General features: G+C 63.2%; 15 protein-coding genes. 7 read left to right on the top strand and 8 right to left on the bottom strand.

What is annotated here, in order from left to right; translation table 11 throughout:
* Positions 1-72: 72 nt before the first annotated feature.
* Positions 73-957, bottom strand: coding sequence for an alpha/beta fold hydrolase (locus P1T08_06025; protein MDF1595636.1), 885 nt, complete (start codon positions 955-957; stop codon positions 73-75).
* 79 nt (positions 958-1,036) lie between these two features.
* Between P1T08_06025 and P1T08_06020 the strand changes: the two genes are divergently transcribed.
* A complete protein-coding gene (locus P1T08_06020) occupies positions 1,037-2,101 on the top strand; it encodes a DNA adenine methylase (GenBank protein MDF1595635.1) in 1,065 nt (354 codons plus the stop codon).
* On the opposite strand, the gene P1T08_06015 is transcribed toward P1T08_06020, so the two are convergent.
* Positions 2,080-2,469, bottom strand: a complete 390-nt coding sequence (locus tag P1T08_06015; GenBank protein MDF1595634.1) for a hypothetical protein — start codon at positions 2,467-2,469, stop codon at positions 2,080-2,082. The genes P1T08_06020 and P1T08_06015 overlap by 22 nt on opposite strands.
* A gap of 130 nt (positions 2,470-2,599) precedes the next feature.
* Here P1T08_06015 and P1T08_06010 point away from each other — a divergent pair, with 130 nt between their 5' ends.
* A complete protein-coding gene (locus tag P1T08_06010; GenBank protein MDF1595633.1) occupies positions 2,600-3,034 on the top strand; it encodes a hypothetical protein in 435 nt (144 codons plus the stop codon).
* 3 nt (positions 3,035-3,037) lie between these two features.
* Here P1T08_06010 and P1T08_06005 read toward each other — a convergent pair whose 3' ends face one another.
* A complete protein-coding gene (locus P1T08_06005) occupies positions 3,038-3,571 on the bottom strand; it encodes a universal stress protein (protein ID MDF1595632.1) in 534 nt (177 codons plus the stop codon).
* 64 nt (positions 3,572-3,635) lie between these two features.
* Here P1T08_06005 and P1T08_06000 point away from each other — a divergent pair, with 64 nt between their 5' ends.
* The gene (locus P1T08_06000; protein MDF1595631.1) at positions 3,636-4,142 is read left to right on the top strand and encodes a flavin reductase family protein; all 507 of its coding nucleotides are present in this window, start codon (positions 3,636-3,638) and stop codon (positions 4,140-4,142) included.
* A 29-nt stretch (positions 4,143-4,171) separates the two neighbouring features.
* Positions 4,172-4,948 carry an SDR family oxidoreductase gene (locus P1T08_05995; GenBank protein MDF1595630.1) on the top strand — a complete coding sequence of 259 codons (777 nt, stop codon included), beginning with the start codon at positions 4,172-4,174 and terminating at the stop codon, positions 4,946-4,948.
* Between the two features lie 11 nt (positions 4,949-4,959).
* Here the strand turns inward: P1T08_05995 and P1T08_05990 are convergent, their stop codons facing one another.
* Positions 4,960-6,159 carry a DUF4032 domain-containing protein gene (locus tag P1T08_05990; protein MDF1595629.1) on the bottom strand — a complete coding sequence of 400 codons (1,200 nt, stop codon included), beginning with the start codon at positions 6,157-6,159 and terminating at the stop codon, positions 4,960-4,962.
* Between the two features lie 27 nt (positions 6,160-6,186).
* Here P1T08_05990 and P1T08_05985 point away from each other — a divergent pair, with 27 nt between their 5' ends.
* Positions 6,187-6,474, top strand: coding sequence for a DUF971 domain-containing protein (locus tag P1T08_05985; protein MDF1595628.1), 288 nt, complete (start codon positions 6,187-6,189; stop codon positions 6,472-6,474).
* 2 nt (positions 6,475-6,476) lie between these two features.
* On the opposite strand, the gene P1T08_05980 is transcribed toward P1T08_05985, so the two are convergent.
* Both P1T08_05980 and P1T08_05975 read right to left on the bottom strand, forming a co-directional pair.
* Complete coding sequence (locus P1T08_05980; protein ID MDF1595627.1) at positions 6,477-10,850, bottom strand: DEAD/DEAH box helicase; 4,374 nt, start codon at positions 10,848-10,850, stop codon at positions 6,477-6,479.
* Positions 10,851-11,023: 173 nt separating this feature from the next.
* Positions 11,024-11,599, bottom strand: coding sequence for an HD-GYP domain-containing protein (locus P1T08_05975; GenBank protein ID MDF1595626.1), 576 nt, complete (start codon positions 11,597-11,599; stop codon positions 11,024-11,026).
* A 207-nt stretch (positions 11,600-11,806) separates the two neighbouring features.
* On the opposite strand from P1T08_05975, the gene P1T08_05970 reads away from it, so the two are divergent.
* Positions 11,807-12,424: a hypothetical protein gene (locus P1T08_05970; protein MDF1595625.1), complete on the top strand. Its 618-nt coding sequence runs from the start codon at positions 11,807-11,809 to the stop codon at positions 12,422-12,424.
* A gap of 7 nt (positions 12,425-12,431) precedes the next feature.
* Complete coding sequence (locus P1T08_05965; GenBank protein ID MDF1595624.1) at positions 12,432-12,866, top strand: VOC family protein; 435 nt, start codon at positions 12,432-12,434, stop codon at positions 12,864-12,866.
* Between the two features lie 96 nt (positions 12,867-12,962).
* Here P1T08_05965 and P1T08_05960 read toward each other — a convergent pair whose 3' ends face one another.
* Entirely contained in the window at positions 12,963-13,493 is a 531-nt protein-coding gene (locus tag P1T08_05960; GenBank protein MDF1595623.1) for a fasciclin domain-containing protein, read from the bottom strand.
* 141 nt (positions 13,494-13,634) lie between these two features.
* Positions 13,635-14,432 (bottom strand): enoyl-CoA hydratase-related protein, encoded by a 798-nt coding sequence (locus tag P1T08_05955; GenBank protein ID MDF1595622.1) that lies wholly within the window; start codon positions 14,430-14,432, stop codon positions 13,635-13,637.
* Positions 14,433-14,434 lie beyond the last annotated feature (2 nt).

The following is a 14,434-nucleotide window of genomic DNA, read 5'->3' as shown; positions in this document are numbered from 1 at the left end:
ACAATCCGGCCCACCCGACCCCGATTCAACCCCCAAAACCACCACCAGCCAACCGAATCGGTGGATCCAGGCTTAGGGGGTGGAAGCGGTCCGCACATGGGCTGAGATAGCCTCGATGAGCTTGTCCCACAATGGGCGGGGGAGATCGTGGCCCATGTCGTCGATGATCAGGAGCTCTGCGCCCGGGATGATCTCTGCGGTGTGCCGGCCACCCGAGATGTCGACCAGCGGGTCCTGCGCTCCGTGAATGACCAGTGTCGGAGTGGAGATAGCGGCTACCTGGTCGGAACGGTTGCCGGCCGCGTAGATGGCGGCGAGTTGCCTGCCTGAGCCTTCCGGATTGAAGGATCGGTCGTAGGCAGCCCCTGCGTGAGCGCGCGCCGCTTCGGTGTCGAAGTACGCCGGGCTCCCGATCACTCGCTGGGCCTGCATCGAGGCATCGATAGCCCCGTCGCGGTCTGTCGGAGGGCGCTCGAAGAGAACGGCTATTGCGGCGGGTGTTGCCTGGCCGACCATCCGGCTCCCGGTACTCGACATGATCGACGTCAAAGAGGCAACGCGGTCCGGGTGCTCTGCCGCCAGAGTCTGGGCGATCATGCCGCCCATCGATACTCCCACCAGATGCGCGCGTTCGATCCCGAGATGATCCATCAGGCCCAGGGCGTCGCCGGCCATATCAGAGAGCGTGTAGGGGACTTCGATCGCTCTACCTGCCAGTGCCTCGCTGAGGGCCATCGACAGGTCGAGTTCGGCATCGTCGAACATGGTGGAGAGTCCGACGTCTCGGTTGTCGAAGCGGATCACCCGGGTACCGGTGTCGGCCAGACGTCTGCAGAACTCGGTTTCCCAGACCAGCAACTGCCCCCCGAGACCGGCGATGAGGAGCACATGTTGGTCGGCGGCGTCGCCGAAGGTTTCGTAGAAGATGTCTGTGTTCCTCAGGTGGGCGATAGGCATGGTGAGATGCTGGAGCGTGCGGGGGCAATAGTCAAACGCCGGATCCCCCCGTGCGGCCGTGGTACTTTGCCTGCCTGGAATGATCAAATACCTCGGATCCAAGCGGCGTCTCGTGCCGGTGCTCGGTGACCTGCTGGTCCGGTCGGGTGCCGCCACCGCCCTCGACCTGTTCACCGGGACGACGAGGGTGGCGCGCGCCTTCAAAGAAGAGGGCGCGCTCGTCACTGCGGTAGATACGGCGAGGTATTCGGAGGTCTTTGGCAAGTGCTACCTCGAAATCGATGCCGACACCGCCGACACTGACGAGGTGGTGGACGCCCTCGACCGGCTGAACGGCCTGGAAGGCTCGGCGGGGTATTTCACGGACACGTTCAGCCACCAATCCCGTTTCTTCCAACCGCACAACGCTGAGCGAGTCGATGCGATCCGGGAGGTGATTGAGTCGGACTATCGCGATTCGTGGATGTATCCGGTGCTGTTGACGTCGCTCATCCTGGCGGCAGACCGGGTCGACTCAACGACCGGCGTTCAGATGGCGTATGTGAAGAAGTGGGCGCCGCGTTCGTTCAAACCGCTCGAACTGCGGGTTCCCGATCTTTTGGCCGGCGGTGGGCAGGTCGTGAGAGGCGATGCAGTTGAGCTGGCCGGACAGCTCGGTTCGTTTGATCTCGCCTACCTCGATCCTCCCTATAACCAGCACCGCTACTTCACGAATTATCACATCTGGGAGACGCTCGTCGCCTGGGATCACCCCGAGCATTACGGCGTCGCCTGCAAGCGATTAGACAGCCGTGAGGATGCGACCAAGAGCGTGTTCAACAAGAAGCGCGAGATGCCCGCTGCCCTCGGGGCCGTGATCGCGAAGATCGATGCCACCCTCCTCGTCCTCTCCTACAACAACGAGTCCTGGATCGACTTCGATGCGCTGGTTGAGTTGCTGCAGGGGCGGGGCCGGGTACTCGCCCTCGCTTTCGACTCGAAGCGCTATGTCGGTGCGCAGATCGGTATTCACGATCCACAGGGTCAACGGGTTGGGGAGGTTTCTCACCTTCGAAATCTCGAGTACGTACTGGTGGCCGGCGAAGGCAGGCTCGTTGATCGAGTAGTGGAGCCCTTCGGTGGCTATCTCGTTCCCACCTCCTGAGGGCTCGTCTCGACGCCCGACCACATATTGGAAGCGAGTACGGGATCGGTCGGGCACAGCAGCAGTAGCGTGCCGTCGTGGGTCAACCACAGCCCGTCGGAAACGAGCAGCCACTGGTGGATCGGGAATGCTCCGAGGCGCGCCCGCGCCCGGCGCGATGGTGGGCGATAGGCGAGTATATCGGGAGCGGGAGCATGCAGCGATGGCATAGTGCTCACAAGCTCGAATCGCCCGAACAGCCGGGCCATGCCTTCGGCGGCATCCAGCGGCCGTCCATCGGACCACCATTCGACGGCTCCGCATGAGGCGCACGCAACTACTCCGGTCGATCCTTCCCATGTGACGTTGTGGCGGCAAGCTGCTGTCATACCATCACTCTGACAGGGGGGTGTGACACAATGTCCTTGGAGCAAGTCGTGGAGTGAGAATTTCGCAGTCGGTTCAATCGTTGGGCCTGTCCCCGCCGGTGTAGCCGCCGGGTGAACGTATGCTCGGAGAATGCGAATAGTGCTCTTGCTCGCCCTGGCGTTGGCTGCCTGTGGCACAACAGACGCCGAACCGGCGACCACCGGGTCGCCCGGCGCGAATCAGACGATTCCGACCTCGACGACGGAAATGCAGGGGGCGGACCGCTGTGCGAATGTCGTGGCCGTCGAGGCCGTTCAAGCCGGGGACGGCACCTACACCTTTTCTGTGACCGTAGCCTCGCCGGATGAAGGGTGGGAGAAATACGCCGATGAGTGGACGGTTTGGACCCCCGAGGGAACGGCGCTCGGAACCCGCATCCTGGAGCACCCGCACGAAACTGAGCAGCCGTTCACACGCTCGTTGAGTGGAGTCCCGATACCGGACGGCGTCACGATCGTGGTCGTAGGTGCCCGGGATTCGGTCGAGGGTTACTGCGGAGCGACGATCGAACTCGCTATTCCGTGACGCTCAGCCGGTCTGTTCGTCGATCACACGGCGCCGTTCGTCGCGTTCAACGTCATCGAAGGTTCGCGAAACGCCCGGAACCAACACCAGCGGGATGGGAGACCGCTGCATGACTTTGACGGAGACGCTGCTCCATACGTTCTCATCGAAGATGGGTCTGGTTGCTCCCATTACGATCATGTCCGCGGACCGTTCGCCGGCCACACGCACAATCACTTCACCGGCGTCGCTGCCCTCTTCGAGAATGGTGTCTGCCGAAATACCGTGTGTGCGCAAAGCCGCCACCACCGGTTCGACCAGGCGGACCCCGCGTTCCTCGACGTACCGTTTGACGAGTTGGGTGTGGACCTCGGCGGCACCTTCGGTACCATCGTCGAACGGGCGCCACTCGCCGGTTTCGAGATCGTCCAGGAACGACAGTGGGACCTCGATGACCGTCATGACCGAGACGTGCTGTTCGTCGTGGGCCAGGGTGGCGACCAGAGCCGCGACACGGGCGGCGGGAAGAGCACCGGCGGTGGCGATCAGAATATGCACCAGGGAAGATTAGGCGACCTGGCTACGCCAGGCGATGGCATACCACGAAATGGCAGGAGGACCTATGGCGGACCTACAGGCGGAACTCGTCAACAAGGTGACATGGAGCATTCCCACTGCGTTGGCCCTCGTCGGCTCGCACGCCGGCGACGAGTGGAACGCAATGACCACGAGTTGGATAACGCAGGTGGCTATGGAGCCGGTTCTGGTCGGCATCGGAGTCGACAAGAAGGCCGTGACCCATCGCTTGATCACCGACGGTCGGTGCTTTTCGATCAACCTCTGGTCGGCCGAGGACACCCGGACGTTCGTCAAGTTCTCGAAACCGGCAGTCAAAGAGGGCATGACGCTCAACGGCCGGGCGATTCGGGCAGGTGTGACCGGCTCCCCGATCTTCGAAGAAGCCGTTGCGTGGATGGACCTCCAACTGTGGAAAGAGGTCGATTGTGGAACCCATACGTTCTTCATTGGTGAGATCGTCGACGCAGGCCAACCGGATCCCGACGCGGTCGTCGCCTCCGTCAGAGATACCCGGATGAAATATGGAGGCGTGCGGCGCGGTGGCCACTGAACTCTGAACGAACGACCGAGGAGGAACACATGGATGTACGAATTGACGACAAGGTAGCGGTGGTCACCGGAGCCAGCCGGGGGATAGGCGAATCGATTGCGACCGAATTCCTCAACAGCGGGGCGCGCGGCGTCATCATCACAGGGCGCCGGGAAGAGAACCTGGCGGAGGCTCGGACGAGCATCAGCGCGGCAACGGGCCTCGGCGACCGGCTGGTCACGATGGTCGCCCGCGCTGACGATGCAGAGCATGCCGAATCGACGGTGAAAGGAGCCATCGAGACGTTCGGGGCCTGCGACATCCTCGTCAACAACGCCGGTACCAATCCGGCGGCCGGCAATCTGGTAGACGTCGAGCTCGGAGCTCTCGAAAAGACCTGGTCGGTCAACCAGCTGGGTCCCATCCTGTGGGCCCGGGCTGCCTTCAATCAGTGGATGCACGAGCACGGCGGGTCGATCATCAACGTTGCCTCGGTGGGCGGCATGCGCCCGACTGCGGTTCTCGGTGCCTACAACATTTCGAAGGCAGCACTGATCTTCACGACGCAACAACTAGCCTTTGAAATGGCGCCCAACGTGCGGGTGAACGCGGTGTCTCCAGCCGTCGTCAAGACCCGCTTGTCGGCCGCTCTGTGGGTCGGCGGAGAAGAAGCGGCGGCCGCGACCCATCCACTCGGCAGGTTGGGAGAGCCGGAAGATGTGGCCAACGCGGTGTTATTCCTCGCCTCGGAGGCCGCCTCCTGGATTACCGGGGTCAACTTGCCGGTTGATGGTGGCGTCATCGGGGCCGGAGGCAGCCTGACCTGATTGTCGACCCGCTAGGTCGGTGAAGTGTCGAGCGGATAGCCCGGTTCGCCTGCCGCGAACCAATCGTCGACGGCGGCTTGCGTTCCGACATCCTGGCCGGCCAGGCTGGACAAGATGTACCGGTGGTGCAAAATGTCGCAGTACGCCTGGATGGGGTCGGCGGTCTTGGTCGCCCCGCGCAGGCGCTTCATCATCGGCCGGAATTCCTGCACGCGCCACTTCATGGCGTTGATCACCCGGTCCGTGTCCGGTGCCTGCAGCGCTTGGAAATAGTGGAGATCACCGAGGATGTAGCGCGCTTGCTGTTCGAGCGCCCGCACCCCGGTCAGTTCTTCCAGCTCCCTGGCATGGAAATCCCGAACTCCGATCTTGATGTGCACCTTCATATGCTGCTCTTCCCCGACCGGGATGAGCTCTACCTCGTCGACCGTAACGCCGAGATCATTGAGACGTTCGATTCGTTCGCGAATGCGGAAGCGCTCATCACGCGGAATCACGAGTTCCTGATTGACTTCAGTCCACAAGGCCAGATAGCGAGCTGCCACATCCTCGCCGAGTTCGTAGTCGGCCTCGTCGATGTCGAAACCCTGGAGTGCTGCGATGTCGGCCATACCGCCTGCGACGTTCTCGATCATGATTTGCAGGTCCTCGAGGCGACGGCCTTCGCTCAGTTCATCGTGGAGTTCGGCCGTCTCCGCGTCGACCATGATGGTCTCGATGGCATCGGCGTCGTATCGATAGAGGACGTTCGAAAGAGAGCAGTCGCCCCAGAAACACCCGATGAGGTGCAACTCGACCAGCAGCCAGGCGAAGGCGTCGAGCATCTGCTTGCGGCGGGGACCAAACCCCGGTCCTTCGAGGAGTTCGCGATAGGAGAAAGAGAAATCGGCGTAGCGGGTGATGAGGGCGGCCGAGCGCTCATCGTTTGGATCATCCGACCGATCCTCGACCAGCCCGACAGGAAGAACCGCCTTGACGCCGGTGCCCTCCAGTTCACGCAGCACCGTGTAGTCGCGCCGGGCCGCCCGGCGCGGGAGTTCTTTGACGACGTACGTCCCTTCCGCGTAGACGACGAATCGCACCTCGTGCCGGGAGATGCCCTTCGGGAGGTCAACGATACGATCGGTCGACCATTCAACGATCGAACGATCCCACTCGAGATCGAGGAAGTCCGGATGTCCTGCCCGGACCGTGATGGTGTGTGAGGTCATGCCGGCACGGTACTAGCGTTGTCGGCCGTGGAGACGCCGGAACGAATCGAGATCGAGGATGGCGCCCGTGTCGTCGTTGATTGGCCCGGCGGAGCGAATCAGACACTCACGGCTCGTCAACTCAGAGACGCCTGTACCTGTGCGGACTGCGCAACTCAGTCTGAGCAGGGAAGGATCAGGCTGGTCATGGCGACCACGATCGCCGAAGCGCGATTGGTCGGAAGCTACGGCATCAACTTCACGTTCAGTCCGGACGGGCACCATACCGGTATCTTCACGTTCGATCAGCTTCGTGCCCTGGGCGATCAGACGTAGTACTACTTGTTTCCCCGATAGGCCAGGCCACGCGGGGTCATTGCGAACCCGTAATCCTGGAGGAGGGTTCCGAGTGGGGTGAGCGCCGATGCCTCGCCGTCGATCTCGTTGATGGTCATTCGTCCTCGCCGCCTCCCGATCTGCTCGATGGCCCGTGCGGTTGGGGCATCGACGGTGCCGTAGGTAAAGAGGCGCCGGCGATCCACATACGCCACGAGTGCCCCGGATGCGATGACGACCCATGAGACCGCCGATCGTGCGGGACGGGCAAGCGGATGGTCGGGCCAGGGGATGGCCGCTCCATAGAGGTTGGCCGGATCTGTGGCGGCTAGGGCCCGGGTGGCGTCGTTTGCCGCTCGAAGGCGATCGACTGCTCCCGGCAGGGCAAACTGTGCTCCACCCATTCCCTCTACGAAGTAGCCGCGCCGGATCTTTCCGATGTCTTCCATCTGACGAAGGATCGGATAGAAGCGGGTGAATCCGCCGGCGACCGCCTCGGCCGAGGTGCCATCCCTGGTTACTACGCCGTGCCTTTCGAGCAGTACCTCAGTCCAGGCTGCGCTCTTGAGCGTGTCCGGGATATTGTCGTCCACCGCCTCGGAGACCAACCACCAGCGTCCGGTGGTGGAGGGCGCAAAGGTCGGGGACCGTGTTCCGCGCCGGGCGGCGGTGCGCTTGCGGGCCGCAAGAGACCGGACCGGAGCGAGGGTGTCGTTCGTGACCAGTCCGCGCCAGACGAGATCCCACAACGCCTCGCCGACCAGTGCAGGGTCGCCGCCACCGGCCGACTCATAGATCGCCGGGAAGAACGAAGCACCTCGGCGGAGCAGCAAGTCGAGGATGGTGTCGTGCATCGCGGTGGTCTCGAAATCGACCGTTCGGGGGAGGGCCAGCTTGGAGAGCTGATCACGGAAGTAGAGCGACAATTTCCCATCTCGCGGTCCGAGCGAACCGTGTCCCACCCACACGATGTTCCCGGCCAGCATGAGTTGATCGAGCATCGCCGGCTGGTATCGCATACGTGCCGGAAGGATGTCGGTTTCGAGCACGGAGGCAGGTAGTGGAAACCCCTGCAGCTGGTGGACGGTCTCGACCAGGCGGTCGGTTGACCTTCGGTCGCCTCCAACGCCGTGCCAGGTGAGGGCGAATGCGGCCATGGCCGCAGGATCCACCGGTTCGATCTCCGAGCGAAGGGCTGCCAGCGAGCGTCGCTTGATCCTCCGAAGCACTTCGGTGTCAACCCATTCCCGCTCAGAGCCTTCCGCCCGGAAGGCGCCCCTGGCCGCCCGTCCGGATTCCTCGAGCTTCGCCAGGGCGGTGGCGACAACCGCGGTTGGCAGGCCGAGCGCGGTTGACGCCGCTTCTGTCGAGAACGGCCCGTGGGTCCTGGCATAGCGGGCAACCACGTCGCCGAGCGGGTCTTCAACCGGATCCAGGAACACATGCGGAACTCCAACCGGAGGTTGGACCCCGATGGCGTCTCGCAGCCGCCCTGCGTCTTCGATGGCAGCCCAGCGACCGATGCCACCGTGTTGGATCGGGATGACCTGGTTCCTGGATTGGAGATCCGCCAGGAGCGGTACCGGATCATCGTCTGTGAGGCGGGCGGTGAGCTCGTCGGCCGTCAATGGACCGAGCTGGCGGAGAAGGTCGTGCGCTCCGGAGGCGCCGGTTGCCTGATACCCCGGAGCAAGGCGTTGCAGCTCCAACTCGATGGTCGCGATGACATCGCGCGACAGCAGCTGGCGAAGTTCTCCCTCACCGAGCAGTTCGCCCAGGAGCTGGCGGTCGAGGGTGAGGGCGGCCGCCCTGCGTTCGGCCAGAGGCGTGTCACCCTCATACAAGAAAGAGGCGACGAACTCGAAGAGGAGAGAGGAGGCGAAGGGACTGGGGGAATCTAGCTCTACCTCAACAACACGGATCGCCCGCGAGCGGAGTTCACCGAGCAGCTCGATCAGTGCCGGAACATCGAAGTCGTCCTGGAGGATCTCCCGGTAGGTCTCGAGAACGATGGGGAACGATCCGAATTGGCGCACTACCCCCAGCAGATTGCCGGCCCGCCTTCGCTGGAGCCACAGTGGCGTCCGTTTGCCGGGCCGGCGGCGCGGGAGCAGGAGCGATCGCGCCGCCGCCTCCCTGAAGCGAGCGGCGAACATGGCTGAGTCCGCCAGGTGATCCACCAGCTCGGCTTCGATTTCGTCCGGATCGATCAGCAGATCCGCCGCGGTCGGAATGTCGTCCTGGTCGGGAAACCGGAGTGCGATGCCGTCGTCGCCCCAGATGACGTCGACCTGGCGGCCGAGTGTCTGACGAAACCGGCCGGTGAGCGCCATTGCCCACGGCGCATGCACTCTGGCGCCGAACGGCGAAAGCAAGACCAACCGCCAATCCCCGATCTCGTCGCGGAAGCGTTCGACGACGATCGTTTCGTCCGAGGGGAGGTGGCCCGTTGCTTCGAGTTCTTCCTGCAGGTATCCGGCGAGGTTCGAAGCGGCCAATTCATCGAGGTGGTACCGGTCGGCGAGCGTGCGTTCGGCTTCGGGGCGGTCGAGGGCGCCGACGACGCGAGTGAATTCTCCGAGCGCACGTCCCGTCTCGATTGTTCTCCCGAGCATGTCCCCGTGCCAGAAAGGCATCGTTGCGCCCGACTCTCCGGGAGCAGGAACGACCTCGACCCGGTCGGCGGTGATCTCGTTGATTCGCCAGGTGGACGCGCCCAGGATGAAGACGTCGCCCACTCTCGACTCGTAGACCATCTCCTCATCGAGTTCGCCAACCCTGGCGCCATCAGGAAGGTGCACGGTATAGAGGCCACGGTCGGGGATCGTGCCCGGATTCTGTACTGCCAATTGCAGGGCACCCGGACGACCCACGATGGTGTTGGCGACGCGATCCCAGTCGATTCGAGGGCGCAAATCGGAGAAGAGCTCAGATGGGTATCGACCCGAGAGCATGTCGAGTACCGCCTCGAATGGGCCACGTCCGAGTTCGGCATAAGGTGCGGCGCGTCGCACTAGTGAGAACAGTTCGTCAACACCCCATTCGTCCTTGGCGGCCATCGCCACGATGTGCTGCGCCAGGACGTCGAGCGGGCTGCGCGGGATCCGGGTCGACTCAACCGCGCGCTCGAGCATGCGGTCGACCACGACGGTGGCGACCAGGAGGTCCCCCCGGTACTTAGGGAAGATCTTGGCGCGGGAAGCCGCCCCAACCTGGTGGCCGGCCCGGCCGACCCGCTGAAGCCCGCTGGCGACGGAGGTGGGCGATTCGATCTGCAGGACGAGATCGACGGCGCCCATGTCGATGCCGAGTTCCAGTGAGGATGTTGCTACGACTGCCGGGAGTTCACCCTTCTTGAGCATCTCCTCGATCTGGACCCGCTGCTCGCGGGACACGGATCCGTGGTGTGCCCTGGCTACCTCTTCGCCGGCGAGGCGGTTGAGTTCGTCACAAATACGCTCGGCGAGCCTTCTGCTGTTGGCGAACACGATCGTCGACTGGTGGCTACGAATGTGCTCGAGGAGAGTTGGGTAAATAGCCGTCCACACCGATGTTCTGGCCGGTGGGAGTTGTGCAGGGCCGTCGTACACGCCCAGGGGGGTGGGTGGCGTCACGGTGACGGCGGTCATGTCTTCGACCGGCACTACCAGCTCGAGTTCGAGCGCCTTGTCGCCCGGGACGTCGATCAGATGCACGGGACGGGGTGTCCACGTACCTCCATCGACAGTCCCACCGCCGAGGAACGATCCGATCACTTCCAGAGGGCGCTGGGTGGCTGAGAGGCCGATGCGTTGCGGTGAGATGGCTGTGATCTCCTCGAGGCGTTCCAGGGACAGAGCCAGATGGGTCCCGCGCTTGGTGCCGGCGACTGCATGGACCTCGTCGACGATCACCCATCGCACCGAGCGAAGGGCAGCCCGGGCCTGGGAGGTCAAGAGAAGGTAGAGAGACTCGGGAGTCGTGATGAGAACATCGGGCGGGTGCCGCTCCATCCGCCGTCGTTCGTCTGCAGGAGTGTCGCCGGTGCGGATGAACGTCGTTATGTCCGGCAGGGGATCGAGGCCCAGGCGCCGGGCTGCATGCTGGATTCCAATCAGCGGTGCCCGGAGGTTGCGATCGATGTCGTAGGCGAGTGCCTTGAGGGGAGAGATGTAAAGGACCCTGCAACGTTCCTTGGCGGGAGGGATTGGTTCGTGGAGGATGCGGTCGAGGGTCCAGAGGAAGGCGGCCAGGGTCTTGCCGGACCCGGTCGGGGCGTGGATGAGCGTATGCCGGCCGTCTGCGATGGCCGGCCAGCCGTCTCGTTGTGCATCGGTGGGCGCCGCGAACGATGCCTCAAACCATGCTCGCGTTGCAGGGGAGAACAGATCCAGCACGCCGTCACGGTAGCGACCCCCACCGACGTATTTTCTCCGCAATGCTGTGGCGCGTGGCAAGACATTGCATTGCGCAGAAAACCCCGCGCTGTTTCTCCGCAATGCTGTGGCGCGTGGCAATACATTGCATTGCGCAGAAACTGCTGGTGGCTACGCCTCGGGGTCGGGTGGTATCAGGCGGAGATCTTGACCGCGTGAGCGGTCCGGAGCCGCCCGTTGGCGGACAAGTCCAGCATCGCCTCGACCACGTTGGGGTCGAATTGCGATCCTGCGTTTTCCTCGAGTTCTCTCAGGGCGTCGGCGATGGGCATCGGCGGCTGGTACGGCCGGTCGCTGGTCATCGCGTCGAAGGCGTCGGCGACGAGGAGAATGCGGGCACCACGGGGGATGTCGGTGCCGGCCCGATTGAACGGGTAGCCGACGCCGTCGTAGCGTTCGTGGTGGGCAAGCAGGACTCCGCAGATATCTGGATGGACGTATCCCTTCACCATCTCGAACCCATGCTCTGGGTGTTTGCGCATCTCGTGCCACTCCGCTTCGTTGAGCGGTCCCGGCTTGGCGATGATGAGCGGGTCGAGTCGGAGTTTTCCGATATCGTGGATCATGGCTGCGATGCGGAGACGGTCGATCATCTCCGGAGGGGCATCGAGGTGTTGGGCGAGGGCCGTCGCGAAGGTAGCAACCCGGAATCCGTGACGGGCGAGCGCCTCGTCCCGTTCCCACATCCGCTCCAGCATGCCTTCCAACACTTGCGCCCTCCTTGTGCGTCCCAGGCTAAGTCGCAGCAATAGCCCGCGCGTTACATAAGGTGGCACAGAGACCACCCTATGTACATGAGTCGTCGGCTCTAATTCGGCCCTTTGTGAGGACACGTTGGGGCGTTGATGATGGGTGGCGCAACATCGGTATGCCAGGCATTTGATCTCGGTGCCCGCCGCATGGTGCAGAATGTCCCCATGGACGTTGCAGTCAACCTGGTGGAGTCATACCTCCGCCTGAACGGGTACCTCACCCTCAGCGAGTTCGACATACAGGGGAGGGCGAAGGACGGGACCTACCGGACCCTCACCGACGTGGACATCCTTGCACTGCGGTTTCCGGGCGACATCTACGCGGCCGATGCCGGCGACACCGCCGAAGGGCGCATGCTGTTGATCTTGGATCCTGCGTTGCGCCTGGAAGACAATCAGATCGACGTGATCATCGGTGAGGTGAAACAGGGTGAGGCCGAGTTCAATCCGGGCCTCGCGACTCACCAGGTCCTTCACGCGGTCATCCGGCGAGTGGCGTGGGTATACGGCTGCGATCTGGAATCCGTAGTGCATGAGGTGGCGACGCATGGTGTGGCCGTGACGCCGAGTTGCAGCGGTGCCACCGTACGGACCCGCCTGGTCGCGTTCGGGCGGACCTCCGACGTCGACCTCCACACCATCTCGCTGTCGCATATCGTTGAACAAATGACGGCGTTCATGAGCGATTTCGATGATGTGCTCAGATCGGCCAACTTCAAGGATCCGGCCACGGCTTTCCTGAGATTGCTCACGAAGATCGGGTTCACTGTGCACAAGGAGTGAGGAAGCCATGGCGAACGGATTTCAGGTGACGATCGACGCAAACGATGTGAATCTCCTGGTGGAATTCTGGGCGCTGGCCCTCGCGTACGTTCAACAACCTCCGCTACCTGGATTCGCGTCGTGGCAAGAGTGGGCGGCCGCCGAAGGGATCCCCCAAGATCAGTGGGATGCGCGTGGGGCACTGATCGATCCGGCGGGCCGTGGCCCGCGTCTCTTCTTCCAGAAGGTACCAGAGGAGAAGTTGGCGAAGAACCGGCTGCACCTCGATATCAACATCGGGGGCGGTGGCGATGCAGACCCGGGAGACCGCAGGAGCCGCGTGGATGCCCACGTCGAGCTCCTCGTTGGAGCAGGTGGTGCAGTCGTGGGCGAGTTCGCCGAGAGCGGGGAACGATGGGTAGTGATGCAAGATCCAGAGGGCAACGAGTTTTGCGTCCAGTGAGGCGGGGATTCCCGATCAGGCCCGCCGGGCAATTCATAGAGCGAAGCCCGGGAGGTGACTCCCGGGCTTCGTGGATTCTCTCCGTGTCGGGCGGGGTCAGGGGATCAGCACCTGCGTGATGACGTGGACGACTCCATTGCTGGCATTGATGTTGGGGGAAGCAATGCTTGCGTCCGGGCTTCCGATGCCGAGTGAGTCGCTATCGGTGAGGGTGACAGTTGGGTTCGCCCACACGTAGCCCCCATTGAGCATCTCGATCGACTTCGAGTTGTTCCTGTTGATGACGCTGTTCGACCAGCGGCGGCCGTCGGTCACGTGGTAGAGGAGCACGTCGGTCAAGACCTCCGGGTTGGCGACCAGGTAGGCGGTGATGCCCGGGTTGGCTTTCTCGAGTGCCGCGAACGCCTCGTCCGTGGGTGCGAACACCGTGAACTGACCGTCACCATCCAGCACGTCGAACAGGCCGGTTGCGTTCAGCGCGAAGTTCAGAGTGCTGAAACCGGGCATCTCCGTGATTTGGGCAATGGTGGGGCCGGCGGGCGCCTTGTTTCCTTTGGCGGATACCGGGATGGCCAGCAAGCTCACCGCTAGTAGGGTGGCTACGGCCAGGGTCAATGTGCGTCTCATCAGGACCTCCTTGGTTTGTTCCTGTTACGCCCTAAGTACGGAACGGGCACAGGGGCCGGATTAAGCAAGATCTCGGAAGGTGTTCCGCCCGCAGGAGGGGAGGCCGCCGGTTGATCGGGTCATCGACCCTGGGCCCTCTGCCTAGCGACCCTTGAAATCTCCCGGGCGCTTCTCGAAGAAGGCCTCCACTGCTTCGCGGTGGTCTGCTGTGTGATGGCTAACCGACTGGAGAGCGGCCGAGATGTCGAGGAATCCATCGAGTTCCATCGACCGGGCATGGCGAAGCAGGCGCTTGGTCAGGCGCACCGAATGAGGTGGCTTAGCTGCGATCTGCAAGGCAATCACCATCGCCCGGGGGAGAACGTCGTCGGGTTCCACCATCTCGAGCAGGATTCCCATCTCGACTGCCTCTTCCGCGGTGACGATGCGGGATGTGAAAGCGAGTTCGGCCGCCCGCTGCCAACCGACAACGCGGGGGAGGAACCAGGCCCCACCGTCACCGGGGACAATGCCAAGATCGATGAAGGTGTGCGCGAATCGCGCCTCGGTCGATCCGATTCTCAGGTCACACATCAGGGCGATATCGAAGCCTGCTCCAATCGCCGGTCCGTTCACGGCCGCAATCGTTACCAGGTCCGTTCCCAGCATCAAGCGCGGGATCTGCTGGATCGACGCCCGGTACTTCTCGGCTATCTCATCAGGGGTGCCTTCGAACAGGCCGACACCGGCCCGCATGTCCTTGACATTGCCTCCGGCACTGAAGGCGGGGCCCTGGCCGGTGATGATCAGGATGCCGATGTCCGGATCGGCATCGGCATGACGGAGGGCAGACATGACCTCTTCGACCATCTCCGGGTTGGTGATGGCGTTGCGGGTTTCGGGTCGCGCCAGCGTCAGTGTGGCGATCCGTCCGTCCGGCTCATAGACGATGTGCTCCATGA

It is taken from the genome of Acidimicrobiia bacterium, from assembly GCA_029210695.1.
GTDB lineage: Bacteria > Actinomycetota > Acidimicrobiia > Spongiisociales > JAHEDJ01 > JAHEDJ01.
The sequence above is the reverse complement of the archived record's forward strand: the minus strand, read 5'-3'. Positions and strand labels throughout refer to the sequence as shown.

Coding starts and splice junctions, on each gene's coding strand:
- P1T08_06025 (MDF1595636.1), bottom strand. CDS start 957: ATGCCTATCGCCCACCTGAGGAACACAGACATCTTCTACGAAACCTTC.
- P1T08_06010 (MDF1595633.1), top strand. CDS start 2,600: ATGCGAATAGTGCTCTTGCTCGCCCTGGCGTTGGCTGCCTGTGGCACA.
- P1T08_05955 (MDF1595622.1), bottom strand. CDS start 14,432: ATGGAGCACATCGTCTATGAGCCGGACGGACGGATCGCCACACTGACG.
- P1T08_05970 (MDF1595625.1), top strand. CDS start 11,807: ATGGACGTTGCAGTCAACCTGGTGGAGTCATACCTCCGCCTGAACGGG.
- P1T08_05960 (MDF1595623.1), bottom strand. CDS start 13,493: ATGAGACGCACATTGACCCTGGCCGTAGCCACCCTACTAGCGGTGAGC.
- P1T08_06015 (MDF1595634.1), bottom strand. CDS start 2,469: ATGACAGCAGCTTGCCGCCACAACGTCACATGGGAAGGATCGACCGGA.
- P1T08_06020 (MDF1595635.1), top strand. CDS start 1,037: ATGATCAAATACCTCGGATCCAAGCGGCGTCTCGTGCCGGTGCTCGGT.
- P1T08_05965 (MDF1595624.1), top strand. CDS start 12,432: ATGGCGAACGGATTTCAGGTGACGATCGACGCAAACGATGTGAATCTC.
- P1T08_06000 (MDF1595631.1), top strand. CDS start 3,636: ATGGCGGACCTACAGGCGGAACTCGTCAACAAGGTGACATGGAGCATT.
- P1T08_05990 (MDF1595629.1), bottom strand. CDS start 6,159: ATGACCTCACACACCATCACGGTCCGGGCAGGACATCCGGACTTCCTC.
- P1T08_05995 (MDF1595630.1), top strand. CDS start 4,172: ATGGATGTACGAATTGACGACAAGGTAGCGGTGGTCACCGGAGCCAGC.